This is a genomic window from Paraburkholderia acidiphila, assembly GCF_009789655.1.
Classification (GTDB): domain Bacteria; phylum Pseudomonadota; class Gammaproteobacteria; order Burkholderiales; family Burkholderiaceae; genus Paraburkholderia; species Paraburkholderia acidiphila.
In genome coordinates, this window is record NZ_CP046911.1 from 1,260,107 (window position 1) to 1,280,351 (window position 20,245).

A 20,245-nucleotide genomic window follows, 5' to 3' on the forward strand; every position below is an offset into this window, starting at 1 on the left:
TTCTCGTCTCACGCTGCGCCACGCTCGCGCGGCACGAGCAGGTCGGACATGCCTACGCGGCGCAACATCTCCGCTCGCATGCGGTCCAGTACGGCAAAGCCGACGTCCGCGCCGTCCTGGGTCGGATCGACATGCACCCGGAACGGACGCTTCCCGAAAGGCGCATCGACTACTTCGACGATCGCCTCGGCCACGAGGCCCACGTCGGCCTCCGGTGGCACGATCGCGGCGAACGCTTTCTGGATCTGCTCGCCGAACCCGGCATAGGGGCCCGTTTCATACGCCGCGACCACGGCTTTGTCTTCCGGACTGCCCGCATGCGAAAAGTGATTCGTGCCCGAAGTAAAGGCGCCCGGCACGACGATCGACGTTTCGATGCCCCAGCGCGAAAGCTCTCGCGCATACTGAACGGCGATCGCATCCATCGCAGCCTTCGCCGCAAAATACGGCGCGAGGTAAGGCGGCGTACCGCCTGCGGAACTGCTGCTCGACACCCACACCACGAGACCCTCGCGCCGCGCGCGCATGTGGGGCAGCACTGCGCGGTTCACGCGCTGCGTGCCCAGCACGTTGATATCGTACAGATGCGCATACTGCTCCGGGCTGAACGCCTCGGCCGGCCCGAAAGCCATATGACCGGCATTGTGGACGACGACGTCGATATGCGCGCTTTGCGCGATCACGCGGGCGATGCCTGCATCGACAGACGCCTGCGACTGCACGTCGAGTTCCACCGTGCGCAGATCCACGCCCCTGTGGCGCGAGAATTCCGCCATCTGCTCGACGATCGGCGCGTTGCGCCCGGCGCTCGCGCGCATGGACGCGTAGACGGTATGACCGGCGTTCGCGAGTGCTTCGGCGGCAAGGCGGCCAAACCCGCTGGATGCGCCGGTAACGACAATGATCTTCCTCATGATGTGCTCCTGTTCGTCATAAGACGTTTGATCAGGACATCAAACAATGCCGCCGTTCGCGCGTATCGTTTGACCGTCGATCCAGCTTGCGCCGCTGCCGACGAGGAACGACACCACTTGGGCGATGTCGTCCGCCTGGCCGAGCCGCTCGAGCGGCGGCATCTTCGCGAGGCGCTCGATCTGTTCGGGCGTTTTGTCCTTGAGGAACAGTTCGGTCGCGGTAGGTCCGGGGGCAACCGCATTCACCGTGATATTGCGGCCGCGCAGTTCCTTGGCGAAGATGTTTGTCATCGTTTCCACGGCAGCCTTGGTGGCGGCGTACACCGAGTAGCCCGGCAGCGCGAGCGCCTGGATGCTGCTCGAAAAGTTGACGATGCGGCCGCCCTCGCGCAGCTTCTTCGCGGCAATGCGCAGCGTATTGAAGGTGCCCTTGAGGTTGATCGCGATGAGCCGGTCGAACAGGGCGTCGTCGGTATCGGCCAGATTGACGAGGCCCGACTGCATGACGCCCGCGTTGTTCACGAGAATATCCACGCCGCCAAAGAGCGTCACGGCCTGGTCGAACATCGCGGCCACCTGGGCAGGCACGGCCACGTCTGCCTGGATCGCCGCGGCACGGCCGCCGGCTGCCTGGATTGCCTCCACGACGGCGTCGGCGTCCGCCGCGCGGCCGGCGTAGTTGACGACGACTGCGATGCCTTCTGCGGCGAGACGCCGGGCGATCGACGCGCCGATGCCGCGGGAAGCGCCGGTAACGATCGCGACTTTGCTGGTGTTGGCTTGCGTGCTCATGGTGATGCTCCGTTTCGGTTGGGTGGGGGATGCAACGAGGTGCAACGTGATGCGATGGGTGCATCTTCCCGCCAGGCGGCCCACAACGGTAGCTGCATAACCAGAATATCGGCTATGCTGCCGGCGTATGACCATCTTCAACGACCTGAGTCTGCTGCGTGCCTTCGTTGCCATCGTCGAGAGCGGCAGCATCTCCGCGGCGGCGCGCAAGCTGAATCTGAGCCAGCCCACGCTGAGCCGCCAGTTGCGTTCGCTCGAAGATCAATGCGGCGCGGCGCTGCTGCGGCGCGACACGCACCGCATGAGCCTCACGGAAACGGGCCACCAGTTCCTGGCCGACGCGCAGGCGCTGCTCGCGCTCGCCGAGGAATCCGAACAGCGCATACGGCGCGACCAGAGCGCGCTGAGCGGCAATATCCGCGTGTTCTCCACGATCGACTTTGGCCAGTCGGTCGTTAGCCGGTTGATCAGCAGCTTTATCCAGGCGCACCCGGCGGTGCGAATGGAACTGGCGTATTCGAACCGGCCTCTGCACATGATCGAAGAAGGCTGCGACGCCGGTATCGTCGCGGGGGCGCTCACTGACGATCGCGTCGTCGCGCGTCCGCTCGGCGAGATCCGGCGCTATCCGGCTGCCTCGCCCGCCTTTCTCAAGGATCACAAGGTCGCCAGCAAGCCGGAAAGTCTGCAGGCCTTACCGTGGATCGCGCTGTCCAGCCGGCAATTCGGCGGCTCGAGAGATGTCACGCTGTATTCGGGCGCAGCCACGCATACGCTGCAGATCGAGCCCGTGATGATTTCGGAAGGCGTGACGAGCATGCGCGAGGCCGCACGCATGGGGCTGGGACTCGCCGTGTTGCCGGAATGGCTGATCGAGGAGGATCTGATCTCGGGGCGCCTCGTGCGCGTATTGCCGAAATGGCAGGCGAAACCGCTCGCCGCGCAAATCGTCTATCCCGTGCAAAGACGGCTGCCGTTGCGCGTGCAAGCGTTTATCGAATTCGCTACGCAATACATGACGACGGTATTGAAGCCGCGCTAACGCTCGACTCCGCTCACGCGCCCCGGCGCGGCGCCGCGCCGCCAAACTCCGTGGCACGCACGGCCTCGACCAGATAATCGACGAACGACACAATGCGCGCCGAAATGGCCGTGTTGCGGTAGTACACGGCGTGAATCGGCTGGCGCACGTCCTGCGTCTGACGCGCGAGCACCTGCACCAGGCTGCCGTTTGCGCGGTCCTGCGCCGTCATGAAGTCCGAAAGACAGACGATACCCACGCCCGCGAGCGCGAGTTGCCGCAAGGTCTCGCCGCTCGACGACCACACATCGGGCTCGATGCGCAGCGGCTCGCCATCGGCACCCGTGAGCGGCCATACATTCAGCGCTTCGGGCTGCGTGAAGCCTAGCAGCGTGTGCTTGCTCAACTCCTCCACGCGCGCGGGGCGTCCATGCGCCGCCAGATACTGAGGACTCGCGAGCACCCTTATGCGGCTATTGCCGACCAGGCGGCTATGCAGCGTGGAGTCCTTAAGCCGGCCAATGCGGATCGCCACGTCGGTGCGCCGCTCCAGCAAATCGATGATGCCCTCATTGCTGTTCAACTCCAGCTCCACCTGCGGATAACGCTCGCGATAGCCCTGCACGAGCGGCACGATCACATGGAGCATGAACGGCGACGCCGCATCCACGCGCAAGCGCCCCGCCGGCATCTCGCGGCGCGCGAGCATTTGCTCCTCGGCGCCCTCCACCTGCTCGATGATGGCCCGCGCGTTGTGCAGGAAGGCCTTGCCCTCTTCAGTCAGCTCCAGCCGCCGCGTGGTACGGCGCAACAGGGTTGTCTTGAGCTTTTCTTCCAGCCGCGCGAGCGTCCTGCTCGTGGCGGACACCGTGAGATCCAGTTGTTGCGCCGCCGCCGTGATGGAGCCGCTATCCACCACTGTCGCAAAGGCCTGCAGTTCGTCCAGAGTGATCTTCATTCTTGATTTGAAATCAAAACACTTTGGTTTATAGACCAGTTTTTCGTCAAAAGTAAAACCCGCACAATGCAGCGGTCCCCACTCGTTAATGCCCCACAAGGGCGTGATGTCATGCTCGAACGCGACCTCAGTCTACCCGCCACGGCCCGCTCTGCGCGCGCCGCCAACGCGCTGGCGCGCAGCAGCGCCGCGCTGCCGCTCCTTGCCCTCGCCGTTGGCGCGTTCGCCATCGGCACGACCGAATTCTCGCCGATGGGTCTGTTGCCCGTGATCGCCGAAGGCGTGCATGTGTCGATCCCCAGCGCCGGCATGCTGATCAGCGCCTACGCGATTGGCGTCATGGTGGGCGCACCGCTCATGACGCTTGCGCTCGCCCGCTGGCCGCGACGCACGGCGCTCATGGCGCTGATGGGTATTTTCACGCTCGGCAACCTGCTTTCCGCCATCGCCCCGGACTACACCACGCTGATGCTCGCGCGCCTCGTCACGAGCCTGAATCACGGCGCGTTCTTCGGCATCGGCTCGGTGGTGGCCGCGAGCTTCGTGCCGCGCGAGCGCCAGGCCAGTGCCGTCGCGACGATGTTCATGGGCCTCACCATCGCGAACATCGGCGGCGTGCCCGCGGCCACGTGGCTCGGCGAAACCATCGGCTGGCGCATGTCGTTCGCAGCGACCGCCGGGCTCGGCGCGCTCGCCATCGCGGGCTTGTGGGCCGCGCTTCCCAAAGGCGAGGCAGGCGCGATGCCCAACCTGCGCGCCGAACTCGGCGTGCTCACGCGCCCGGTGGTGCTCGGCGCGCTCGCGACCACGGTGCTCGGCGCAGGCGCGATGTTCACGCTCTACACCTATGTCACGCCCACGCTCACGCATCTCACGGGCGCGAGCGCGGGCTTCGTGACCGCCATGCTCGTGCTGATCGGCGTGGGCTTTTCCATTGGCAACGCGGCGGGCGGGCGTCTTGCCGACCGTTCGCTCGACGGCACGCTGCTTGGCTTTCTCGCGCTGTTGATCGTCGTGATGCTGGCGTTTCCGGCGCTGGCCGCCACGCATGTGGGCGCGGCCGTGGCGCTGCTGGTGTGGGGCATCGCGACTTTTGCGGTGGTGCCGCCGCTGCAAATGCGCGTGATGCGCGCCGCTCACGATGCGCCTGGGCTCGCCTCTTCCGTCAATGTCGGCGCGTTCAATCTCGGCAACGCATTGGGCGCCGCCGCAGGGGGCGCCGCACTGAGCGCCGGTTTCGGCTACAGCGCGGTGCCGATTGTGGGTGCGCTCATTGCGCTTGGCGGCGTTGCGCTTATCGTCGCGCAGATCGTCATGAAACGGCGCTCGCGCTAAATCGCTTCTATCGTTTGGTGAAGTCAGTCATTTATTCGGAGAACATCATGAGCAACATTCCCGCATTTGGCCTCGGCACGTTTCGTCTGCAAGGGCAGGTTGTTATCGACTCCGTGCGCAATGGCCTCGAAGTCGGCTACCGCGCCATCGACACTGCGCAGATCTACGGCAACGAGGCCGAAGTGGGCGAAGCGATCGCCGCTTCCGGCATCGCGCGCGACGATCTCTTTCTCACGACCAAGATCTGGGTCGACCATTACTCGCATGAAAAGCTGGTTCCGAGCTTGAAGGAAAGCCTGAAGAAGCTGCGCACCGACGCAGTCGATCTCACGCTGATTCACTGGCCCGCACCCAACAACGGCGTACCGCTCGAAGCATTCATGAGCGCTCTGGCCGAAGCAAAATCGCAAGGGTTGACGAAACAGATCGGCATTTCCAATTTCAATATCGAACTCACCAAGCAAGCCATTGCCGTAGTCGGCAAGGAAAACATCGCGACCAACCAGATCGAGTTGAGCCCGTATCTGCAGAACCGCAAGCTCGTTGACTTCCTCCAGCAGGAAGGCATTCACGTGACCTCGTACATGACGCTCGCCTACGGCAAGGTGCTCAGCGATCCGGTCATCCGTGCGATTGCCGAACGTCGCCACGCCACGCCCGCGCAAGTGGCGCTCGCCTGGGCGCTGCGCCTTGGCTACTCCGTCATCCCCTCTTCCACAAAGCGCGAAAACCTCGCCAGCAATCTACTCGCGCAAACGCTCGAACTCACGGACGACGACATCGCGCAGATCGCCGCGCTCGAACGCAACGGCCGCGAAGTGAGCCCTGAAGGTCTCGCTGCACAGTGGGATTGACGCGCCAGCAACATTTTATGAATTTGGAAGGAACTCCCATGCGTATCACCATTCCCTCGCGGATCGGCTTTGGCACGGCTCCGCTCGGCAACATGTATCGCGAGATTCCGGAAGCGGAAGCGCTCGCCACCGTTGAAGCCGCCTGGCAAAGCGGTATTCGCTATTTCGACGCGGCTCCGCTCTATGGCGCAGGGCTCGCGGAACTGCGCCTCGGCGAGGCGCTCGCGCACCACCCGCGCAATGAGTATGTGCTCGGCACGAAAGTAGGCCGGCTCATTCTGGACGAAGTGGAGTCCACCACGGCGCGCGACCTCGGCGAAAAAGGCGGCTTGTTCGAGCACGGCCTGCCGAACCGCATCGTCTACGACTACACCGAAACGGGCACGCTGCGCTCGATCGAAGACAGCCTCAAGCGCTTGCGCACCGACCATCTCGACTATGTCTGGATTCACGATCCGGCAGTGGACTTCCACGGTGAAGCGTGGCGCGACGTATTCGATATCGCGATGTCTGGCGCGGCGAAGGCGCTCACGCGACTGCGCGAAGAAGGCGTGATCAAGGCGTGGGGACTCGGCGTGAACCGGGTCGAGCCATGCGAGCTGGCAATCGAGCGCGCCGACCCCGACGGCTTCTTGCTCGCCGGCCGGTACACGCTGCTCGACCATGCCAGCGCGCTCGAAACGTTGATGCCCACCGCGCAGGCGCGTGGACTCGGCATTATCGTTGGCGGTCCTTATAATTCCGGCCTGCTCGCGGGCGGCACGCATTACGAATATCAGAAGGCGCCGCAGGCGATGATCGATCGTGTCGCGCAGATCAAGGCAATCTGCTCGCGTTACGGCGTGGATATCCGCGCGGCCGCGCTGGCGTTCTCGCTCGCCCACCCTGCGGTGGCCGGTGTGATTCCCGGCGCGAGCCGCCCCGAACGTATTGCGGAGAATGGGGCGCTCGCGGACAGCGCGATCCCCGCCGCGCTATGGGACGAACTCAAATCGGCCGGCGTGATCAGCGCGAACGCGCCGACTCCGCAGAACTGAGGGCAGAGACTATGGCTAACGTTAGCGTATCCGTCGAAATCGCCGCGCCTGTCGAGTCGGTCTGGGCGATGCTCGGCGATTTCAACGGCCTCCCCGTATGGCTCGAGTTCGTGCGCGCGTCACGGCTTTCGGACGGTGGCCGTGTTCGCCACCTCGAAGCGATGGGCGGCGCGATCATCGTCGAAGCACTGCTCGAGCACAGCGAAGCGGAAACGTTCTATCGCTACACGATCGTCGAGGGTCCCGATCCGGTATCGGACTACGTGGCGACGCTATCCGCCCGGCGAATCGGCGCGGACAAAACGACTGTCACGTGGGCGAGCCGGTTCGAGCCGCGCGATGCGCATCAGGCCACGTCGCTCGTCGAGCACTACGAGGTGCTGTACCGCGCGGGACTCGATCGCCTCAAGACGCTCGCCGAGACGCGCGCTTGAGCGTGACCGAAGCCGCGCCGCGTTACATCGACGATTCGAGCATGGCGCGGTAGTCGTCTTCGGAGGCCTCGCGCGGATTGGTCTTGTGGCTGTGATCCTTGAGCGCACCCTTGATGATCTCGGGGAACATCTCAGCGTTCACGCCAAGCTGCGCGAGGCCTGTCGGCAAACCGAGCCGTTCGGTCATCGCGCGCACGGCGCTCGCCACTTCGGCGCCGCTGCTCAACCCCATCGCCGTCGCCAGACGCTCGAGCTTGCCTTCGTCTCGCACCGAGGGTGCTTGTTCGTTGAACCGCAGCACCGCCGGCAGAAAGATGGCGTTCAGCGTGCCATGATGCATACGCGGATTGATGCCGCCGAGCGAATGGCTCAGGCTGTGCACGCAGCCCAAGCCCTTCTGGAACGCCAGCGCGCCCTGCATCGAGGCGCTCATCATGTTCAACCGCGCCACGCGGTCGCCGCCGTCGCGCGTCGCGCGCTCGATATGACGCCACGCGCGCCACAATCCGTCCAGCGCAATGCCATCGGCTGGCGGATTGAACGCAGGCGCGAGAAAGGTCTCCATGCAGTGCGCGATGGCATCCATGCCCGTCGCCGCCGTCAAAACCGCGGGCAGGCCCAGCGTCAGTTCAGGATCGCAAATCGCCACACGGGGCACGACATAAGGCGAAATCACGCCGACCTTGCGGCCGTCATCGAGAATCAGGATCGCGCCGCGTCCCACTTCGCTGCCGGTGCCCGCCGTCGTCGGCACGGCGATGACCGGAGCCGTCTTCGCCGTGATATTCGCCACTCCGCCTTCGATCACGGCGAAACGCTGCAATGGTCCTTCGTGCGTTGCGCAAACGGCCACGCCTTTCGCGAGGTCGATTGCCGAACCGCCGCCAACCGCGACAATGCCGTCGCACTCGCCGGCGCGGTAGGCCGCGACGGCCTCACGCACTGCCGCCTCGTTCGGATTGGGCGGCGTGCCGTCGTAGATCGTTGCGCTCGCAACCGCCAGCGCGCCGAGCACCTTATCGATGACGCCCGCCGCGCGCACGCCTTTGTCCGTGACGATCAACGGCCGGCTGATGCCCACGCGCGCGCATTCGTCCTTGAGCAGACGGATGGCGCCAAAGTCGAACTGGATCTGCGTGACGTAGTTGATGAGGGACATGGGATTGAGCTTCAGTTATAGTGAATCCGACCGTTGCGGCGGCAGTCGATCGTGACTGCAATTTGATTCCCGCATTTCATCCGCTTGGTGCTATTGTTTCGGGCCAGTATAGGGAGACGCCCATTACGCGGTAATTGAGAAGATTTGATACAGCTATAACTTTTCCTCAACCCCATGACCCCGTCGCTCAATTCGATCATCTCCCGCCTCCATGTAAAGCAGCTCCGGCTTTTGATCGCGCTCGGCGATCACGGCTCGCTGCTGAAGGCTGCGCAGCAGGTCGCACTCACCCAGCCAGGCGCGAGCAAAGCACTGCAGGAGATCGAAACCACATTCGGCACGCCGCTCTTTAACCGCACCAATCGCGGACTTGAGCCGACCGAAGCGGGACACTGTGCGATCCGCTACGCGCGCCTGATCCATACCGATCTCACGCATTTGCGCGAGGAACTGGTCGGCCTCTCGCGCGGGCGCGGCGGACGCGTGGCGGTCGGCGTCATCATGGGCGCGGTGCCGCTACTCACCGACGCGATTTCCACGCTGATCGCGGCGCACCCGGAAATGTCGGTTGAAATCGTCGAGGACACGAGCGCGGCGCTCCTCGGCCAGATCGACGCGGGCAGGCTCGATCTCGCGATCTGCCGCACCACGGTCAGCCAGACGCCGCAGCACTACGAGAGCGTCAAGCTTCAGGACGAAACGCTGGCTGTCATCGCCAACGTCCGGCATCCGTTGCGCCGCGCGAAGAAGCTCGCGCTCAAGGACATGGAGAAGTATCGCTGGGTGGTCTACCGAGCGAACATGCCGATGCGGCTGTTGCTCGAACGCGAGTTTCGCGAGGCCGAAATCCGCTTTCCCACGCATCTGCTCGAAACGACCTCCGCGTTCGCCACGCTCGCGTTGCTGCAGGGCAATCCGACGTTCGTCGCGCTGGTTTCCATCGACGTCGCGCAGTTCTTCGCGACCCAGGAAATGGCTTGCATCCTCCCGCTGCGCCTCGCTTCACGCAGCGAACCGTATGAACTCGTCACGCGCAAAGGCGCGCCGCTCGCGCCCGCGCCGCGCCTGCTCATCGAAGCCCTGTGCGAGAAGCAAGGCATTGAATTCTGAACGCGCTTTTGTGTGTACGACGGCCGAACCCGGGGAAACCCTGGCATTGACCTACATCAAATCCCTCCCGCACAATGAACCATATCGTGGACTTAACGTCCATATTATGGACAAACGAGAGCAACCGATGACGGATAAAACCTATTCCCCCATGACGCCGTATCAGCTTCCGTTCCCCAAGGAAGCGCAGCAGGAAATCGTCATTCCCCACGCCATTCCCACCGACGAGCGCGTGTGGGTACCCCAGGCCGAGAACGTGTGGTTCCGCCCGTTGTGCCTGAACACGGCACAGGGCTACTGGATGAATTTGCTGCGCGTCCGTAAGTCAGGTGTCCTGAGCAGGCACCGGCATCCGCAGGCCGTTCACGGCATGGTGCTCAAGGGCCGCTGGCGCTATCTGGAGCACGACTGGGAAGCGACCGAAGGCAGCTACGTGTTCGAACCGCCCGGCGAAACGCATACGCTCTACGTGCCGGAAGACGTCGAGGAAATGATCACCTACTTCCAGGTGAACGGCGTGATGTTCTATTGCGATCCGTGGGGCAACTACACGGGCTATGAAGACGTGTTCACGAAGATCGACATGTGCCGCAAGCACTACGCGGCGGTGGGCCTTGGCGAGGATTACGTGGACCAGTTCATCCGATGAGCCGCGCCCAATACGATTTCGCGGGGCGCGTAGCCGTCGTGACCGGCGCGGCGGGCGGCATCGGCCGCGCGATCTGCGACGCGTTCGCGCGCGGCGGCGCGCGCACGGTCAACTGGGACCGCGTGCCTGGCGCGCTCGATACGCAAGACGCCCCGCGTCATATCGAAGCCGACGTCACGCGCCCGGAGACGATCGAAGCGGCACTGGCCGCGACGCTCGCCGAATTCGGGCGCATCGACTACCTCGTGAACAACGCGGGCTTCGCCGGCTCGACCGTGCCCCTCGACGCCTACGATCCCGCCGAATGGCAGCGCATTGTCGACGTCAATCTGGTGGGTACGTATCACGTTTGCCGCCATGTGGTGCCCGCCATGCGCCGCGCTGGTTCGGGGCGCATCGTCAATGTGGCGTCGCTTGCGGGCAAGGAAGGCACGCCGAACGCATCCGCCTACAGTGCGGCAAAGGCCGGCGTGATCGCGCTTACCAAGTCGCTTGGAAAGGAACTCGCGCAAACGGGCATTCTCGTCAATGGCATTGCACCCGCTGCGGTAGAAACGCCGCTGCTCGCGCAGATGTCGCCCGCCCACGTGCAGACGATGATCGACAAAAGCCCGCTCGGGCGACTTGGCACCGTCGACGAGGTTGCCGATCTCGCGCTATGGCTTTGTTCGGATTCCTGCACGTTCAGCACCGGTGCGATATTCGATCTTTCAGGCGGCCGCGCGACGTACTAGTTACACCCCGACTGAACCACGACACACACGATAACAGCCAAAAGGAGACACGCCATGACCAAAAAATCGCCACGGCTCAAACGCACACAGACCATAGCCGTCGCCTTTCTGACGATAGCGGGCATCGTGAACTATCTGGACCGCAGCACGCTTTCCATCGCCAATCATTCGGTGGCGGAGGAACTGCATCTGAGCGCTTCGCAAATGGGCTTGCTGCTTTCCGCATTCTCGCTCGCTTATGCGTTCGCGCAATTGCCGGTGGGCGCGATGCTCGACCGTTTCGGCTCGCGCGTGATGCTCGGGCTCGGCATGCTCGTGTGGTCGCTGGCGCAGGTCACGGGCGGTTTCATCCAGACGCTCAATCACTTCCTGGCGGCGCGCGTGGTGCTGGGCATTGCCGAAGCACCGCTCTTTCCAGCGGGCGCCAAGGTCATTCACGAGTGGTTCGCCGTGCGCGAACGCGGCGCGCCAACCGGTACGTTCGTTTCCTCCTCGACCATCGCGCCGATGATCGCCCCGCCGCTGCTCACCGTGCTGATGCTCACGTTCGGTTGGCGTCCGATGTTCATCATCATGGGCGTGCTGGGCGTGCTCGTCTCGGTCGGCTGGTATATGGTCTATCGCAACCGCGATCAGGTCACGCTCACGGATGAAGAAACCGCCTGGCTCGAAGACGGCGCAACCGAAGCCCCGAAAAAGAATGCGCTGAGCTTCGCCGAGTGGGGCATGCTGCTCAAGCAGCGCAATACGTGGGGCATGATCTTCGGCTTCATGGGCGTGATCTACATGGTGTGGCTCTACCTCACCTGGCTGCCGGGCTATCTGGAGAAGGAGCGTCATATTTCTATCGCGCATACGGGCTGGCTCGTCGCCATTCCGTATGTGTTCGGCACGATCGGCATGGCCAGCAGCGGCTTTATTTCCGACTACCTGCTCAAGCGCGGCATGGCGCCCATCCGCAGCCGCAAGTGGCCCCTGTGCGTCGGCCTGATCGGCGCGGCGGCGTTCACGGTGCCCGCCGCCTATACGCCGAGCACCGCGCTCGCCATTACCTATGTTTCCGTGGCGATGCTCTTCGTGAACATGTCGAGCGGCGCGGCCTGGGCGCTCGTGAGCGTGGCGGCCCCTCGTCATCTCGTGGCCTCGCTTGGCAGCATGCAGAACTTCGGCGGCTATTTAGGCGGCTCGTTTGCGCCGATCATCACCGGCATCGTGGTGGACCAGACGCATTCATTCGTGAACGCGCTGCTCATTAGCGCAGCCGTCGCATTCGCCGCCGCGTTCGTCTATCTCTTCGTCGTCAGGGAAGTTACGCCTGAAGGCGCACGCCAGGCGGCCGCGACCCAACCCACCTGATTCATCTATTCATTCGCACTACGCATCATGACATTCAAGGACAACTTTCTCGCGGGCAAGGTCGCGCTCGTGACCGGCGGCCACTCCGGCATCGGCGCGGCCATCGCCAATCGGCTCGCGCAACTCGGCGCACGCACGACAGCCGCGGGCCTGCCGCCTCCCGCCGGCACGCCCGACGCGCTCGAGGCCGGCGTGCAGCGCGCTACGCTCGATGTGCGCTCGACTGAAGACGTCACGCGACTGATTGGCGGCTTCGAGCGGCTCGATATCGTCGTGAACTGCGCGGGCGTGATCAGCCGCGGCGAAGAGCACCTGATCGAAGCGTTCGAGCGCGTGCTCGACATCAATCTGAACGGCACCATGCGCGTGTGTGCAAGCGCGCGCGAGTTGCTCAAAGTGTCGTCGGGCTGCATCGTCAACACGGCCTCCATGCTGAGCTTTTTCGGCGGCGGGCTCGTGCCGGCCTATAGCGCCAGCAAGGGCGGCGTGGCGCAGCTCACGCGCTCGCTCGCCATTGCCTATGCGAGCGATAACATCCGCGTGAACGCAGTCGCGCCCGGCTGGATCGCCACGCCCCTCACGCAGGCGCTGCAGGACGACGGCGGTCGCTCACAGGGCATCCTCGAGCGCACGCCGATGAAACGCTGGGGCCAGCCCGAAGAAGTCGCGAACGTCGCCGCGTTTCTGTGCTCGCCCGCCGCTTCGTTCATGACGGGCGCGATCGTGCCCGTGGACGGCGGCTATCTGTGCGCCTGATCGCCTGCAATTGCGGGCATAATGGCGCCACACATGGTGCCCGCAAGCTTTCCGATGTCGACCACTGATTCCCCCGCTTCCTCGCAATCCGGCGACGCCAAAGGCGTTGCCGGCACGGCCGCCTTTTCGAAGTTCATCGCCGTGCTTCAGCTCATTGCCGACGCCAGCACGCCGCCGAACATCGCAAAGCTCGTGGCCGCGAGCGGCTATCCGCGCCCGACCGTGCATCGCATCGTCGCGGCACTGCAGGCCGAAGGGCTCGTCGCGGCCGTGGGCGGCGGCAATACGTTCGCGCTCGGGCCGCGTCTCGTGAATCTCGCGAGCCGCAGCTGGGAGCGCTCCGATCTGCGCATCGCCGCCGTCGACGCGCTCATGGAACTGCGCAACACCACCTCGGAAACGGTGCACCTCGCCGTGCCCAGCGACGGCGCGATGGTGTACATCGAAAAGCTCGAAAGTCCGCACGCCGTGCGCATGGCTTCGCGTATCGGCACGCGCGTGGCGATCACGTCGAGTTCGGTCGGCAAAGCCTGGCTCGCCACGCTCACGCCCGCCGAGCGCGAGCCGCTGCTTGCGCAGGCGCCGCGCGTGCGTTTCACCGAGCACACGATGACGGACCTCGACGCGATCCGCGACGAGATCGAACTCACGGCGCAACGCGGTTATGCGGAAGACCGCGAAGAAAACGAGCAATCGATCTGGTGTTACGGCGCGGCGATTCTCGGCGCCGATGGGCAGGCCGTGGGCTGCGTGAGCGTCAGCATGCCGATGTTTCGCCGCCAGGACGACGCGCAACGCAGCTACATCGAACCGCTGCTCGCCGCGTGCCGCACGATTGCCGCGCGGCTTGGCCCGGTTTCGGCACGTTAGCGCAGCGAGCGGAACAAGCAGAACAAGCGCCGGGCTCGCCTACTTCGCCTCTTCCACACGCCGCTCGTCGGTGTTGCTCGGATATTTCGCCTGCCCGAAGCGAATGATCAACACGCCCAGCGCGATCAGCACGATCGCGCCCGCTGAAGCCAGCAAATGCAGCTCGGTGTTCGCGCCCGCGCGCAGAATGAGGTCCCGCGCAATCGACACCATGGCGATGTAGAGCGGAAAGCGTACCGGCAGCTGACCCGCCTTCAGATACTGCCCGACCATGGCGAAGATCTCGAGGTAGAGAAACATCAGCAGCAGGTCGGTCAGCGTCACGCCGTCCGACTGCACCATGTGCCATATCAGCACGCCCATGGCCGCCACGGTGCCAATGCCGATGATCAACAGGCCGAACAGTTCGGCCAGCTCCATGGCGCGTTCGAGGCGCCCCTTGATCGCTCGTTGCAGAGCGTTCTCGTACTTCATCTTCGCAATTTCCCCATGACACGGAAGGGGGATAGTAGCGCGACAAGATGAAAATTCGAGAATACGGAAAATAATCCGCTCGTTCGCCTCCGAAGCGAAATCAGTGCGGCGGCGCCACCGCGCGCAGATCGTCGAGCAACGCGCGCGCGAATTCGAGTTGCGTGACGAGCGCAGGCGTTGCCGGGCGAATCGGCATACGCGTTTCGGGCGAAATGGTCCCGTCGAGCGCCAGCATGGCCTTGATCGCACTCGGGTTCGGCGCGGCGAACAACAGGCGCAGCACGCTCTTGAAGCGCGCGAAAAGCCGGCTCGCCGCCTCGCCGTATCCTGCCATCACGAGCGAGCGCACGTCGCGCAGCAAATCCGGGCAAATGTGCGCGCTCGCGAGTATGCCGCCTGTGGCACCCGCTTCGAGACACGCGAGGAACGCTTCGTCCGTCCCGCACAGCAGCGAAATCGGCAATGGCCCCAGCGCCTGGAAGCGCTCGCTCGCGCAAGCCTTGATCGCCACGATATTGTCGACTTCCGCCAGATCGCGCACCGTTTCGACTTCGATCGACACGCCTGTGCGATGCGGCACATCGTAGAGCACCAACGGCTTCGACGTCGCGCGCGCGATCTGCCCAAAGTGCCAGGCGAGCCCCGCCTGGTCCGGGCACACATAGGACGGCGCGGGAACGAGAAAACCCGCCACGTTCCACTTTTCCAGCGCGCGCACGTCCTGCACGAACGCACGCGTGTCGCTGCCGCCGAGGCCCGCGATCACGGGCACGCGGCCCGCTGCCACCTGCGTGATGGCCCGTAGCACGCTCACGCGTTCCACGTCGCTCAGGAGCGCGGCCTCGCCGGTCGTGCTGAGCGCGACGATGCCGCTGATGCCGCGGCTCGCGTATTCGTCGGTGAGACGCTCCAGCGCTTCGATATCCACTTCGCCATCGCGCAACGGCGTGACGATGGGCAGCCAGATTCCTTCGAACATATCAAGCCCCCCTGCTGACGATGCGCGGGCGCAGCGCGCCGATCGTGGCCTGCGGCACACTGGAGATCAGCGTATGCATCGTGAAGTCGATGTCTTCGGGCGCGATATCGAGCTGCACGCGCATGGCGCCATGCACGAATGCGGTCTGCGCGACGTAGACGCCGAGCGGGGAATGAAGCAGCGCGGCGAGATGCGCCCGCGCGCCTGCTTCGTTATTGGCGTCCAGGACCACTTCGAGCCAGGCACGCGGAGAACGCAACGGGACGACCTTTGCACGCGGGCGCACGAACGGCGCCACATTGTCGAAACGGGGGATGGGATTTGCGCAAGCCATGGGGTTTGAATTGCCGTTCGCTGGTTGTGAACACAACTTCAGCGTATTCCCGAACGCATAAAACTGGTGTTAAAAATAGCGGCCCTTGCTGTTTAATTTTCAAATGCTTCGTGCGAGTTGGGGATTCAACTCGAGATGCAGTACGACGAGCCAGCGGCGGGGGCACGCGCTGGCAATCTCGAGTTGCGATCCGTGCGCGCCGCCGGACTGCACGGGCCCGATGAATCCCTGCTCTTTTGCCGCGGCCCATGCGACCCGCGCGTCGGCCACCAGCCAGTGGCTCACGAGAAAGCACGTAATGCAGCTGAAGATCACCGTTTCGAAGTCCGCAATGCCCGGGTCGATTCGTTGGGTCGCGTAGCCGAATACGGCGGTCAATATCTGGTCCACGGAAAACGTGAGAAGCGCGAGCTTCAGCCAGCCTCGAAAGCGCATCGGCATCATTAGCGGGGAACCACAGGATTGAATGGCGGATGGCGAAACACGGCAATGCTCCGGGCAGATTCGACGCGCAAGTGTAGGCGTGGCGCTCTTCCCCGCACAAGAAAAAATGCCGTAAAAAAGCGCGCCGTTGACACATCGGCGCCCGACTATTTACAGCTTGTTTACGCGCCGTTCACCAAGTCTTCGACGAGCACGGCGCAGCCTGGCCCATGCGCGTCTTTCGGCGCGGCGGGATAGCACCTCGCAACGTGAACCCAAGGTGAATGCGAAGTCAGCGCACCGTTACCGGCAAACCGGCAACTCCGCGGCGCGTGCCCTTTGTTGTGTCGCGGCCGCCGAGTTGTACGAGTCCATACTCTGCGCCGCATACCGGTACTGCTGGTCGGAAATGGTGTACTGCTGGAGTTCGCGGCTGCAGCGGTCGCTCGACGAACGCGTCTGGCATCGGCGCACGGTGGCCAGCGCCTGGAGCCGCTGATTGTCGGCCGCTGCATAATCGTTGCCTATGCGATACGCGTCGAAACCCTGCGTGATCGCCGCCACACGCGCTTCGGTCGCCGCGTGCTGGCGCGGGGTGGCGCAAGGGGCAGTGGAGCCTGGCTGGGTTTGCCCGAACGCGTGCATGGCGACAAGGCACAGGGACCATCCTAGCCATGTAGATTTGCGCCGCATGCGATTCCTCATATTTTCAGGTTGTTCTCGCGCTGCAATATCTCGCTGCCAGCACGTAAGTTCAATGTAGAGATCCGCCGGCGCAGGAGCAAGAAGATTCGTAACGAGTGTGGACGGCTTTGGTGAGCTACCGCACAGAACGCGCCCACATCGGCATGTTCGGGAACGTTCGGCGGGCGACATTGCCGTGCCGCCGCCGTGCAATGCGGACTACTATATTGTCAGTGTATTGGGCTACCCGGCAAAGGAGGCTCGATGGCCGACTGGTCGAACATGATTCGGGATTTCGTCGACGAAATCGCTGCGAGCGTGGCCATGATCGGCCGCGACGAGCGGGGACAGTTCGTCGTTTCGGCCTGCAACGATCATTTCATGCGGATGACGGGCGGCAGGCGCAGCGCGATCAAGACATTTCCAGCGCCGTTCGACTCGCTGATTCCCAATTACGCCAGAACCGAATTCCGCCAGAAACTGACCGAATGCTTTGATTCCGGCGTCGCCCGGGAACTCGAGCAAGCCTACGACCTGAGGGACGGAACGCACTGGTGGCGCTTGTCGTTGAAGCCGATACGGCACGCCGAAGGCGGCGTCTCCGTGCTCGAAATCATGGTGACGGGTCTGGAAATCACCACGAAAATGCTGCTGACACACGAACTGGAAGTCAGCACGTCGCGCTTTCGCTCCGTCGTGGATGCGGCGTACGACGCCATCATCACGATCGACCAGCAGCATTGCATTACCCTCTTCAACCGCGCCGCCGAAAACCTGTTCGGCTATTCCGCCACGGAAATGCTCGGGCACCCCATTACGGAGCTTCTGCCCGAGCGCTACCGCGCCAATCATTCGCAATACGTTCACCAGTTCGCGCGCTCGCCCGTGCGCTCGCGGCAAATGGACGAACGTAATCGCGTTTATGGGCTCCATCGCGACGGCTCGCTATTGCCCGTTGAAATCGCGATTTCGAAAATCAACGTCGGCGGCCTGATTGAATTCACGGCCGTGATTCGCGATATTGCCGATCGGGTTCAGTTGATGGACCTGCTCCAGAAGCAGGCCGTGACCGACGAGCTGACCGGCCTGCCGAACCGCCGTGAATTCACCGACACCGTCGACAAGCTGCTGGAGTCGGACAACACGCTCTCCGTCTTCATTCTCGATATCGATTACTTCAAGAAGATCAACGACACCTACGGCCACGACATTGGCGACGAGGTGCTGCGCGTTCTGGCCAAGGTCGTGATGAACTCCGCCTGCCGCATCCGCGTGTTTGCCCGCTGGGGCGGCGAAGAGTTCGTCGCCGCGCTGCCTGACGCCGATGTCGAGGAGGCAACGGCGGCAGCCGAAGAGTTGCGGCTCGCCATCGAGCAGCAAGATTTCGAACACAAGTGGCGGCTAGGCAAACCCGTGCCGTTTACCGTGAGCATTGGCGTGACCGAGCGCCTGCCGGGCGATCACGAGTTGAGTCCGCTCATCAAACGCGCGGACCTCGCGCTGTATCGAGCCAAAGAGAACGGACGCAATCGCGTGGAAGTCGGTTAGCGCGCCCGAAACTCGCATCGCGCCGTCTCGCCAAGGAGCTTCTCATGGACAGAATCGCGCTGGCCTGCGTGGCCGTGCTGGGTCTTTTGCTGTTTGGCCTCGGCGTGAGTATTTCCATGCTGCGCTTTCGCGAGGGCACGCTCTCGGGTTGCGCCACAGACCCGGCCAGCCCGCTGCACAAGCTGGTTCGCGCACACGCGAACACTGCCGAATATGCGCCCTTCCTCGCCGTGCTCTTTCTCTATCTGGGCGCACGCTCGCCCTCGCCTGCAACGCTCGCGCTGATCGTGGCGGCAACGCTCTGCCGGTGCCTCCTCGTCGTCGGGCTGGTCGCGTTTCCTTCGATGGCGAAGCCCAACCCTGCCCGATTCCTCGGCGCGCTCGGCACGTATGCCGCCGGCATTGCGTTGAGTTTTGCGTTGCTGCGTTGAGCGGGGGCGTGAGCCGTGCGCGGCGATGCTGCCTCCTTCGCTATGCGCGCAGCGCGGCCAGCAGCTGCACGAGCGCCTCGATGTCCTCGTCCCGCGTGCGCCACGACGACACGCTGATGCGCAACGCGGGCCGCCCTTGCCACATCGTCCCGCCGAACCACGTTTCGCCACTGGCCTGCACGGCGGCGCGCAGCGCCAGCGTTTGCTCGTCGGTTTCGCAGCGGAACAGCACCTGATTCAACACGACGCGATTGAGCACCTCGTAGCCGAGGCGCGCGAGTTCCGCGCCGATGCGCTGCGCTTGCGCGTGATGGCGCTCGACCATGGCCGCGACGCCGCCGCGGCCCAGCGTGCGTAGCGCCGCCCACACGGGAATACCGCGCGCGCGGCGCGAGAACTCCAGCGTGAGGTTCTTCTGCGCGTCGGCGCTCGCGGACAAATACGCTGCGTCGCTGTTCATCGCCTCGGCCAACGCCTTCGCGTCGCGGCAAATCACCATCGCGCAGTCGTACGGCGTATTCAGCCACTTGTGGGCATCGGTCGTCCAGCTATCGGCCCCTTCGATGCCCTCGGTCAACCCGCTCAACGCGGCCGATGACGCGGTGCGCGCCCACAGGCCGAACGCACCGTCGACATGCACCCACGCGCCAGCCGCCCTCGCCCGCGCAATGATGGGCGCAAAAGGGTCGAATTCACCGGTATTCACCTCGCCGGCCTGCAGGCAGAGGATCGTGCGGTCGTCGAGCGGCGGGAGACGCGGAGCATCCACGCGCCCATGGGCGTCGACGCTTGCGTAGACGATGCGATCGAGCCCGAAGCCCAGAATGCGCAGCGCCTTCTTCACTGTGATGTGAGCGAGTTCCGAAATCACGACCTTGATCTCGGGCGCGCCGATCAACCCCTGGCGGTCGAAATCCCAGCCTTGCCGCGCAAGCAGCGCGCGCCGGGCGGTAGCGAGCGCCCCGAGCGTGCACGCGGTGGCGCTGGTGCCGAAGCCCACGGCGCTTTCGCGCGGCAGGTCGAGCGCTTCCAGCACCCAGCGCCCCGCGACACCTTCGACCGTGGCTGCGACCGGCGAGTTGTCGAACGTCGAGGCGCACTGATCCCACGCCAGCATGAGCCGCTCCACCGCGGCTGCCGCGGGCAGCGCAGCGCCGATCACGAAGCCGAAATAGCGCGGGCCGTTAGAAGCCGTCGTCGCGGGCGAGCCTACGCGGTCGAGCAAGGACAGCGTGTCTTGCGCGGGCAATCCGTTTGCGGGCAGCGGCTCGTCGAACGCACCGAGCGCCGCGATGGCTTCATTCGAAGGATAAACACGCCGCGTGGCGTTTCCTTCGACGTAGCGCCGGCCGCGTGTGTCGGCATCCGCCAGTAGTGTCAGTTCATCCATTCC

Annotated in this window: 23 protein-coding genes; 13 read left to right on the plus strand and 10 right to left on the minus strand. The window is 64.1% G+C overall.

Annotation, left to right across the window (positions count from 1 at the left end; genetic code table 11):
* Positions 1–8 precede the first annotated feature (8 nt).
* Positions 9–914: an SDR family NAD(P)-dependent oxidoreductase gene (locus FAZ97_RS29915; protein ID WP_158762330.1), complete on the minus strand. Its 906-nt coding sequence runs from the start codon at positions 912–914 to the stop codon at positions 9–11.
* 39 nt (positions 915–953) lie between these two features.
* The gene (locus FAZ97_RS29920) at positions 954–1,706 is read right to left on the minus strand and encodes an SDR family oxidoreductase (protein ID WP_158762331.1); all 753 of its coding nucleotides are present in this window, start codon (positions 1,704–1,706) and stop codon (positions 954–956) included.
* Positions 1,707–1,833: 127 nt separating this feature from the next.
* Between FAZ97_RS29920 and FAZ97_RS29925 the strand changes: the two genes are divergently transcribed.
* Positions 1,834–2,748 (plus strand): LysR family transcriptional regulator, encoded by a 915-nt coding sequence (locus tag FAZ97_RS29925; RefSeq protein ID WP_158762332.1) that lies wholly within the window; start codon positions 1,834–1,836, stop codon positions 2,746–2,748.
* Positions 2,749–2,761: 13 nt separating this feature from the next.
* Here the strand turns inward: FAZ97_RS29925 and FAZ97_RS29930 are convergent, their stop codons facing one another.
* On the minus strand, positions 2,762–3,685 hold the full coding sequence (locus FAZ97_RS29930; protein ID WP_158762333.1) for a LysR family transcriptional regulator: 924 nt from the start codon (positions 3,683–3,685) through the stop codon (positions 2,762–2,764).
* A 111-nt stretch (positions 3,686–3,796) separates the two neighbouring features.
* On the opposite strand from FAZ97_RS29930, the gene FAZ97_RS29935 reads away from it, so the two are divergent.
* Genes FAZ97_RS29935 through FAZ97_RS29950 form a run of 4 tightly spaced genes read left to right on the plus strand, consistent with a single transcriptional unit; the run spans position 3,797 to position 7,345 of the window.
* The gene (locus FAZ97_RS29935) at positions 3,797–5,020 is read left to right on the plus strand and encodes an MFS transporter (RefSeq protein ID WP_158762334.1); all 1,224 of its coding nucleotides are present in this window, start codon (positions 3,797–3,799) and stop codon (positions 5,018–5,020) included.
* Between the two features lie 47 nt (positions 5,021–5,067).
* Entirely contained in the window at positions 5,068–5,874 is an 807-nt protein-coding gene (dkgB, locus tag FAZ97_RS29940) for a 2,5-didehydrogluconate reductase DkgB (protein ID WP_158762335.1), read from the plus strand.
* A gap of 38 nt (positions 5,875–5,912) precedes the next feature.
* Positions 5,913–6,911, plus strand: coding sequence for an aldo/keto reductase (locus FAZ97_RS29945; protein WP_158762336.1), 999 nt, complete (start codon positions 5,913–5,915; stop codon positions 6,909–6,911).
* 11 nt (positions 6,912–6,922) lie between these two features.
* Complete coding sequence (locus tag FAZ97_RS29950) at positions 6,923–7,345, plus strand: SRPBCC family protein (protein WP_158762337.1); 423 nt, start codon at positions 6,923–6,925, stop codon at positions 7,343–7,345.
* Positions 7,346–7,367: 22 nt separating this feature from the next.
* Here FAZ97_RS29950 and FAZ97_RS29955 read toward each other — a convergent pair whose 3' ends face one another.
* On the minus strand, positions 7,368–8,504 hold the full coding sequence (locus tag FAZ97_RS29955) for an iron-containing alcohol dehydrogenase (protein ID WP_158762338.1): 1,137 nt from the start codon (positions 8,502–8,504) through the stop codon (positions 7,368–7,370).
* A 174-nt stretch (positions 8,505–8,678) separates the two neighbouring features.
* Between FAZ97_RS29955 and FAZ97_RS29960 the strand changes: the two genes are divergently transcribed.
* The 6 genes from FAZ97_RS29960 (at position 8,679) to FAZ97_RS29985 (ending at position 13,979) form a co-directional block, all read left to right on the plus strand.
* Positions 8,679–9,614 carry a LysR family transcriptional regulator gene (locus FAZ97_RS29960; protein ID WP_158762339.1) on the plus strand — a complete coding sequence of 312 codons (936 nt, stop codon included), beginning with the start codon at positions 8,679–8,681 and terminating at the stop codon, positions 9,612–9,614.
* Between the two features lie 127 nt (positions 9,615–9,741).
* Positions 9,742–10,263 (plus strand): 2,4'-dihydroxyacetophenone dioxygenase family protein, encoded by a 522-nt coding sequence (locus tag FAZ97_RS29965; RefSeq protein ID WP_133181145.1) that lies wholly within the window; start codon positions 9,742–9,744, stop codon positions 10,261–10,263.
* Positions 10,260–10,997, plus strand: a complete 738-nt coding sequence (locus FAZ97_RS29970) for an SDR family NAD(P)-dependent oxidoreductase (RefSeq protein WP_158762340.1) — start codon at positions 10,260–10,262, stop codon at positions 10,995–10,997. Before FAZ97_RS29965 ends, FAZ97_RS29970 begins: the two co-directional genes overlap by 4 nt.
* A 54-nt stretch (positions 10,998–11,051) precedes the next feature.
* Positions 11,052–12,353, plus strand: coding sequence for an MFS transporter (locus FAZ97_RS29975; RefSeq protein WP_158762341.1), 1,302 nt, complete (start codon positions 11,052–11,054; stop codon positions 12,351–12,353).
* A gap of 27 nt (positions 12,354–12,380) precedes the next feature.
* Positions 12,381–13,109, plus strand: coding sequence for an SDR family NAD(P)-dependent oxidoreductase (locus tag FAZ97_RS29980; protein WP_158762342.1), 729 nt, complete (start codon positions 12,381–12,383; stop codon positions 13,107–13,109).
* A gap of 54 nt (positions 13,110–13,163) precedes the next feature.
* Positions 13,164–13,979 carry an IclR family transcriptional regulator gene (locus FAZ97_RS29985; protein WP_158762343.1) on the plus strand — a complete coding sequence of 272 codons (816 nt, stop codon included), beginning with the start codon at positions 13,164–13,166 and terminating at the stop codon, positions 13,977–13,979.
* 39 nt (positions 13,980–14,018) lie between these two features.
* Here the strand turns inward: FAZ97_RS29985 and FAZ97_RS29990 are convergent, their stop codons facing one another.
* From FAZ97_RS29990 to FAZ97_RS30010, 5 genes are all read right to left on the minus strand, one after another.
* Positions 14,019–14,453: a phosphate-starvation-inducible protein PsiE gene (locus tag FAZ97_RS29990; protein ID WP_158762344.1), complete on the minus strand. Its 435-nt coding sequence runs from the start codon at positions 14,451–14,453 to the stop codon at positions 14,019–14,021.
* Positions 14,454–14,553: 100 nt separating this feature from the next.
* Positions 14,554–15,432 carry a 4-hydroxy-tetrahydrodipicolinate synthase family protein gene (locus tag FAZ97_RS29995; RefSeq protein WP_158762345.1) on the minus strand — a complete coding sequence of 293 codons (879 nt, stop codon included), beginning with the start codon at positions 15,430–15,432 and terminating at the stop codon, positions 14,554–14,556.
* 1 nt (position 15,433) lies between these two features.
* A complete protein-coding gene (locus FAZ97_RS30000) occupies positions 15,434–15,691 on the minus strand; it encodes a hypothetical protein (RefSeq protein WP_158762346.1) in 258 nt (85 codons plus the stop codon).
* Between the two features lie 174 nt (positions 15,692–15,865).
* Entirely contained in the window at positions 15,866–16,201 is a 336-nt protein-coding gene (locus FAZ97_RS30005) for a hypothetical protein (protein ID WP_158762347.1), read from the minus strand.
* A 291-nt stretch (positions 16,202–16,492) separates the two neighbouring features.
* Positions 16,493–16,882, minus strand: a complete 390-nt coding sequence (locus tag FAZ97_RS30010; protein ID WP_158762348.1) for a hypothetical protein — start codon at positions 16,880–16,882, stop codon at positions 16,493–16,495.
* A 255-nt stretch (positions 16,883–17,137) separates the two neighbouring features.
* Here FAZ97_RS30010 and FAZ97_RS30015 point away from each other — a divergent pair, with 255 nt between their 5' ends.
* Both FAZ97_RS30015 and FAZ97_RS30020 read left to right on the plus strand, forming a co-directional pair.
* Positions 17,138–18,421: a sensor domain-containing diguanylate cyclase gene (locus tag FAZ97_RS30015; protein ID WP_158762349.1), complete on the plus strand. Its 1,284-nt coding sequence runs from the start codon at positions 17,138–17,140 to the stop codon at positions 18,419–18,421.
* A gap of 44 nt (positions 18,422–18,465) precedes the next feature.
* Positions 18,466–18,852: an MAPEG family protein gene (locus FAZ97_RS30020; protein ID WP_158762350.1), complete on the plus strand. Its 387-nt coding sequence runs from the start codon at positions 18,466–18,468 to the stop codon at positions 18,850–18,852.
* A gap of 40 nt (positions 18,853–18,892) precedes the next feature.
* Here the strand turns inward: FAZ97_RS30020 and FAZ97_RS30025 are convergent, their stop codons facing one another.
* On the minus strand, positions 18,893–20,242 hold the full coding sequence (locus FAZ97_RS30025; protein ID WP_158762351.1) for a pyridoxal phosphate-dependent decarboxylase family protein: 1,350 nt from the start codon (positions 20,240–20,242) through the stop codon (positions 18,893–18,895).
* Between the last annotated feature and the right edge of the window lie 3 nt (positions 20,243–20,245).